The sequence below is a fragment of the Collinsella sp. D33t1_170424_A12 genome (assembly GCF_015554865.1).
GTDB lineage: Bacteria > Actinomycetota > Coriobacteriia > Coriobacteriales > Coriobacteriaceae > Collinsella.
The window spans coordinates 1-6,171 of the sequence record NZ_JADNJJ010000037.1 but is presented as its reverse complement, the minus strand read 5'-3'; the positions used below and the strand labels follow the sequence as shown (position 1 = coordinate 6,171).

The window sequence follows — 6,171 nt, the reverse complement described above, 5'->3', positions numbered from 1 at the left end:
TGTAGATGCGCAGCGCGTCGGCGGCCGAGATGCGCTCGCTCGGCAGCCAGCCGCCCGCGGGCTCGTGCGTGAAGGGATCTTGGCGCGTGACGGCGCAGTACAGCACGTCCATGCTGGTCACCGCCGTGATGGGCGAGTCGGTGCCGAACGCCTGCTCCACGCCGCGCTCCTCGTAGGTTGCAAATGGCCACATGATGCGGCTGCGCTCGGGGCCCAGGTCGCGCTCGGGGCCACCCGGATCCAGCGTGATATGGCCGGGCTGCGAGCTCGCCAGCACGCCGGCGTCGCGCAGGCGGTCGATGTCGCCCGGCAGCAGGTTCTCCAGATGCTCGAGCGTATTGCGTCCCTGCAGGGGCTCGCCGTACCAGGCGCGCGCCTCCTCGAAGATATCGATCGCCTCGTGGATCGCTCGGTCGCCGATCGCATGGATGCGCACCGAGTGACCGCGCTCGGCAGCCGCCAGCACCAGCTCGCGCATGCGGTCGGCGGGCACCGTGGGGCGCCCGCAGTCGCCGGGCGTACGCGCGTTGGCGTACGGGTCGGTGAGCCACGCGGTGTGCTGGCTGCTCACGCCGTCGAAGAACTGCTTGAACCCCGGCGCGCGCAGCAGCGGGAACTCATCATCTGCATAGCGCTCCTGCAGGTCTTCCAGACGCGATTGATCGTCGAGCAGCGTGGGATACATATGCACGCGCAACGTGAGCCCGCCTTCGCGGGAGAGCTTCTCGTACACGTCGTCGCGAACGAAATCGCAGCCCGGATGCGGCATGAGGGCCATATCGCAGATCGAGGTGATACCCTGCTCGGCCATGCGGCCCATCTGGTCCGCGTAAGCGCGGGCGATGTCCTCTTCGGTGAGCCACTCCAAGCAGCGCGGCAGCAGCTCCATCGCCGCCGCCTCGCGCACGATGCCCGTGAGCTCGCCGTCCTCGTCCTTATCGTAGCTGCCGCCCTGCGGCGGCACGGAATCGCGGGTGACGCCGAGCTCCTCCAGCGCGCGGCTGTTCAGCCACAGCGTGTGGCCGTCACCCGAGTACATGACGCAGGGACGGTCCGGGAAGGCCTCGTCGATGGAGCGCTTGGTGGGCGGCACCGGCGGGTCCCAGCGGTAATCGCGCCAGCCCTGGGTGACCACCCAGGCATGACTCGGCAGGCCGGCCGCGAACTCCTTCGTGCGCTCCACCAGCTCCGCCTCGCTGTCCCCCATGTGCATGAGCAGGAACGGCGAGGAGCCGAGCGCGGTGTGGAAGAAATGCAGGTGCGCGTCGTGGAAGCCCGGGCAGACGAAGGCATCGCCGAAGTCGCGCACCGGGGTGTCCGCGGGCACGGAGGCGAGCACCTCGTCGGGCGCGCCCACCTGCACGATGCGCTCGCCCGCCACCGCGAACGCGAGCTCGCGCGGCTTTTCCTCGCCCGGCTCCGACGTAAACACCGTGCGCGAACGCACCACATAATCTGCCTGGAAAGCCATATTCCGCCGCCTTCGATTCGCATGGATGAGAGAGCGCCGGCGCGGCTCCAACCGGAATCGCGCGGCATACGGGTGCATCATACCGCCCAGCTCCCCTCCCCGTGCACGTATTTATGCGAGCGCGCCGTTTTGCCGCCCGGAAACGCACCCCTCAGAAAGGGGACAGGCACTTTTCTGAGGCGGGATCGCGTTGAGGCGCATGGGCCGCCGCGACCGTGCGAGAGCGCCGTTTTGCCGTTTGGAGGCTCATTTTGGAACGAGGCCTTTTCTCCCTCGTTCCAAGTAGCTTTTACGCGCGGAATGCGAGCCGTTGGAGCAGCAATAACCCACCTTGCCGAAGCGCCGGGCACCCCGCGCTGGAAACGAGCACGTATTCGAAGCGCCCTCAAACCTCGGAAAAGTGCCTGTCCCTAAATTGAGCGCACCCAACCTCGGAAAAGTGCCTGTCCCTAATTTGAGGTGATAGGCGATGCACCGTGATAGAGTTAAAGCAGCGTACCGTTTACGAAAGCACAGCGGAAAGGTTGTTGTTAAGCATGGTAAAGACCAGAGCGCAGCAGATCATGGACCACGAGCACGTTCATACGAGCGAGGAGATCACGCAGGGCATCCGCGAGATCGGCGCGGAATTCGAGCCCTATATCATCCGCCAGCGCCGGCACTTCCATAAGTACCCCGAGCAGAGCCTGCACGAGGTGCGCACGACCTCCGACATCTGCGGCCAGCTCGACGCCATGAACATCCCCTACGAGCGCCCGCTCGAGACCGGCGTGGTGGCAACGCTGCGCGGCACCGCCCCGGACGCCTACCGTGCCGACGGCACCCCGCGCCGCCGCCTGCTGCTGCGCGCCGACATCGACGCCCTTCCCGTGACCGAGCGCACCGAGGAGGAGTTCGCATCCGTCAACGAGGGCTTCATGCACGCCTGCGGCCACGATTGCCACATCGCCATGATGCTGGGGACCCTGCAGATCCTGCGCCATATGACCGACGACATCCACGGCGAGATCCGCGTGGTGTTCCAACCCTCCGAGGAGAACGGCAAGGGCGGTAAGATGATGGTGGCAGCCGGCGCGACGCGCGACTGCGACGGCGCCTTCGCCATGCACATCTGGAGCGAGGTCGACGCGGGCAAGATCTCCATCGAGCCCGGCCCGCGCATGGCCAACACCGACTGGTTCCGCATCGACATCCACGGCACCTCCTGCCACGGCGCCATGCCCCAGCGCGGCGCGGACGCCGTGATGGCGGCAGCCGAGATCGTAAACGCGCTGCAGACGATCGTCTCGCGCGAGATCAGCCCCTACGAGCCCGCGGTGGTGACCGTGGGCGAGATCCACGGCGGCACCGCCCGCAACGTCATCGCCGGCTCGGCCTACCTCACCGGCACCGTGCGCACCTACGGCTCCACCGCGCACCAGATGATGCCCGAGCTCATCAAGCGCATCGTGAGCCATACCGCCATGGCCCTGGGCGCCGAAGCCGAGCTCACCGACTACACCGTGGCCAACCTCAAGGTCGACAACGACCCCGCCGCGGCCCAGCGCGGGCGCGACGCCCTCGTCAAGGTGCTGGGCGAAGAGGCCGTGGGCACCTACCGCGGAACGCTCTCGGGCGAGGACTTCTCCGAGTACCTGCACGAGGTGCCGGGCGCGCTGGCGTTCGTAGGCTGCCGTAACCCCCAGATCGGCGCTACCTTCGCGCAGCACTCGTGCTTCTACAAGGTCGACGAGTCGGTGCTGGCCCGCGGCAGCATGTTCGCCGCCCAGTACGCCATCGACTTCCTGAGCGAGGAGTAGCGCGGGCCATCACCGGGAGCGCGCGGTGCCGCGCCCCGAGCACGGAAACGCCGGCGCTAGGGGCGCGGCATCAACACGGTGCGGCGCACATCGATCATCTCGGCCGCGATGCTGATCGCGATCTCGGCCGGCGTCTCGCAGGCTATCGGCACGCCCACGGGCATATGAAGACGCTCGACGAGCTCGGGCGACGCGCCGGCCCGAGCAAGCCGCTCCTTGAAGTGCGCCGTCTTCTTGGGGCTTCCCATGCAGCCCAGATACGCCGGCGCCACCGCGAGCGCCTGCTCCACCACGGCGTAATCGCTGCCATGCGACGACGTGCAGCACACCACCAGATCCCGGGCGCCGATGGCGCACGTGCCGGACAGGTCGCCGTAGTCGACCAGGCGGCGCTCCATGCCCTCGGGCAGCCCCGCGTCCTCGAGCGCATCGGCCCGGTTGTCGCACACCACCACGGAGAACCCGGCGCGCGCGAGCACCGGAGCCAGCGCACGGCCCACGTGGCCGCAACCCATGATGTAGGCGCGCCCCTCCGGACACAGGCGCTCGACATACGCGGCGGCCCCGAGGAGTCCTTCGGGGTCCTCGGCGCGAGCCGTCCCCGCAGCCTGCAGGCGAATCGTCGGCGAGCCATCGATACTCGCCGAGGCGCTTGCTCCGCGGCGGGGCTCGGCACCGCGCGCGCGGGCGCCGTTTAAGCACGACAAGTCGACATACAGCTCGCAATCGATACGTTCTACCAGGGATTTTTCAAGCTGCTTGTAAAACTCCAGCTTATCGCTATCAAAATAGAGATACACGAGGTCGCAGACGGTGGTGCAGGCTGCCCCCGTCTCGCCCGCCCGGCCGCCCAGGTCGTAGCTCGCCAAGCACGAGCGCTTGGCTGCAAGCAGCTCGCGCGCCGTACGGATCGCCAGCGCCTCGATAGCGCTACCCCCCACCGTGCCCGCGCACGCGCCCCCCTCGTTCACGACGAGCCACGCGCCGGCCCCGCGCGCCGACGGCCCGCGCGTGGCCGCGAGCACCACGAGCTCGACCGGTCTCCCCGCTTCAAGGGATGCGGCTGCCGAACGAACTACCTCTAGCTTTTCCATTGACTCGCTCCTTCGCATATCAACTCGTACCGCGGCTCCTTGCTCCGCATCGACTATTCCCAACAGCTCGGTGCCGACCCGTCCGCGCCTCCGCCGGGCGCATCCAAAACGACTACGCGAGCACCCAGCAGCTCCGCATCGCGCGGATCGTGCGTGGCCACCACGAGCGCGCGCTTCCCCGCCACCTCCGCCACCCAAGCCGCCGTGGCGCGATGCGCCGCCTCGTCAAGCCCGGAAAACGGCTCGTCTAGCAACACGATATCGGCGGGCGCCCCGAGGGCGCGCAGAAGCGCCACGCGGCCGCGCTGGCCGCCCGAAAGCGACGATACCGGTGCGCACGCATCCAGACCCGGCGCCAACGCGCCGAGGTTCGCCGCGATTTCCGCCGAATCGAGCGCGCCGTTCGCAAAGAGGGCGATGTTCTGAACGGCTGTGGCGCTCTCGATCAAACGCGGTTCCTGGAACCGCATCGCGATACGGCCGCGCACCTCGACCGCGCCCGCCGCGGGCTCGTCGAGGCCGGCGATCATGCGCAGGCACGACGTCTTGCCCGCCCCCGAGGGCGCCATGAGGCAGACGCGCTCTCCTGGCGCCACCGTCAGCGAGACCGGAGCGCACCCGTCATGCGCCAAACGCGCATGCCGCAGGCAAACGGCGCCGCAGCACGTGCCCTCCCCGCTCGATCGCCGAACGCGGGTCGCGATTCGCAGCGCCCATGATGCGCTCTGCGCAAGCACCGCATCCAGCACGCGCTCGCACGCCGTCGACAGCAGCACCACCACCATCGCCCATGCGAACACATCGGCGGTCTCGAGCAGGACCTTCGCCTGGAAGACCTGTTCGCCCACGCTTCCCTGCGAGATGCCGATGAGCTCGGCCGCCACGCCCGCCTTCCAAGCCATGCCAACCGCGCCCGCGCCCGCCGCGCGAAGCGCGGGGACCGTCTGCTGCCAGGTCGAACCGATCCAGCGGCGCGGCCCGTGAACATCGAAGGCATCGAAGACCTCGCGCTGCTGCGCAGGTGCTGCATCCAGGCCGGCAAGCAGGGGAAAATACAAACTCGGCAGCGCTACCAGCACCACGGCGGCGCACCCCACCCATGCCGAACCGAACCACAGCAGCAACAGCACCGCCGTGCACGCGATGGGAGCCGCGTGCATCACGCGCAAGGGCGGGCGCGCGGCCGCGCGCACGGCATCCCAACGGCGCGACACCCATGCCAGCGGCACAGCTAGCAGATAGGACATCCCAAGCCCCAGCATGATCCGGCCCGCCGACCACAGGATCGCGCGCCGGAACGCCCCGTCGCCCAACCCCGCGACGAGCGCGCCGGCCACCTCGAGAGGACCGGGCAGGACCACCGGAGCCGCGACCGCCCACGAGACGAGCTGCCACACCACGAGCCAGCCCGCCGCGGCGAGCGCCGAGGCACGACCGAACGCAAGGACACGCAGCCGCCTCATGCGCCCTCGCCCGCCTCTACATCAAGGTAGAAGTCCTCTCCCGGCAAGGAACCGCCCACCGATGCGGGATCGGCGTCGTACAGCACCCCGAGGTATCCGCGGAGCGCATCGCGCATCTCGGCTCCCTCGAGGCACACAATGTTGCAGCGCGGAATCGCACGCGCCGCCAGCTCGGCCTTCGCCACGATCCCCGCATCGGCAACCGCCTGCGCCCACGCATCCGGGTGCCGCACCACCTCTGCCGCGCTCGCGCGATGGGCGGCGGCAAACGCGCGCACGGCTTCGGGATGATCGCGCGCAAACGCCCGGCGCACCACCGTCACGCCCGTGACCAGCTTGGAACC

At 68.8% G+C, this 6,171-nt stretch carries 4 protein-coding genes and 1 pseudogene; 1 reads left to right on the top strand and 4 read right to left on the bottom strand.

The annotated features are described in order from the left end of the window. The coding region (locus I2E26_RS01805; protein WP_195419385.1) for an amidohydrolase at positions 1 to 1,471 on the bottom strand (1,471 nt) is incomplete at its 3' end. A gap of 536 nt (positions 1,472 to 2,007) precedes the next feature. On the opposite strand from I2E26_RS01805, the gene I2E26_RS01800 reads away from it, so the two are divergent. After that, complete coding sequence (locus I2E26_RS01800; protein ID WP_195419384.1) at positions 2,008 to 3,270, top strand: amidohydrolase; 1,263 nt, start codon at positions 2,008 to 2,010, stop codon at positions 3,268 to 3,270. 56 nt (positions 3,271 to 3,326) lie between these two features. On the opposite strand, the gene I2E26_RS01795 is transcribed toward I2E26_RS01800, so the two are convergent. The 3 genes and pseudogenes from I2E26_RS01795 to I2E26_RS01785 all read right to left on the bottom strand — a co-directional run. Continuing rightward, positions 3,327 to 4,364, bottom strand: a complete 1,038-nt coding sequence (locus tag I2E26_RS01795) for an XdhC family protein (RefSeq protein ID WP_195419383.1) — start codon at positions 4,362 to 4,364, stop codon at positions 3,327 to 3,329. Positions 4,365 to 4,417: 53 nt separating this feature from the next. After that, entirely contained in the window at positions 4,418 to 5,827 is a 1,410-nt protein-coding gene (locus I2E26_RS01790; RefSeq protein WP_195419382.1) for an ATP-binding cassette domain-containing protein, read from the bottom strand. Further along, positions 5,824 to 6,171, bottom strand: a pseudogene (locus I2E26_RS01785) (ABC transporter substrate-binding protein); the annotation flags it as partial. The pseudogene I2E26_RS01785 and the gene I2E26_RS01790, both read right to left, overlap by 4 nt.

Excerpts from the sequence above, each read along its gene's own strand:
- I2E26_RS01800 (WP_195419384.1), top strand. The coding sequence starts at position 2,008 with ATGGTAAAGACCAGAGCGCAGCAGATCATGGACCACGAGCACGTTCAT.
- I2E26_RS01795 (WP_195419383.1), bottom strand. The coding sequence starts at position 4,364 with ATGGAAAAGCTAGAGGTAGTTCGTTCGGCAGCCGCATCCCTTGAAGCG.
- I2E26_RS01790 (WP_195419382.1), bottom strand. The coding sequence starts at position 5,827 with ATGAGGCGGCTGCGTGTCCTTGCGTTCGGTCGTGCCTCGGCGCTCGCC.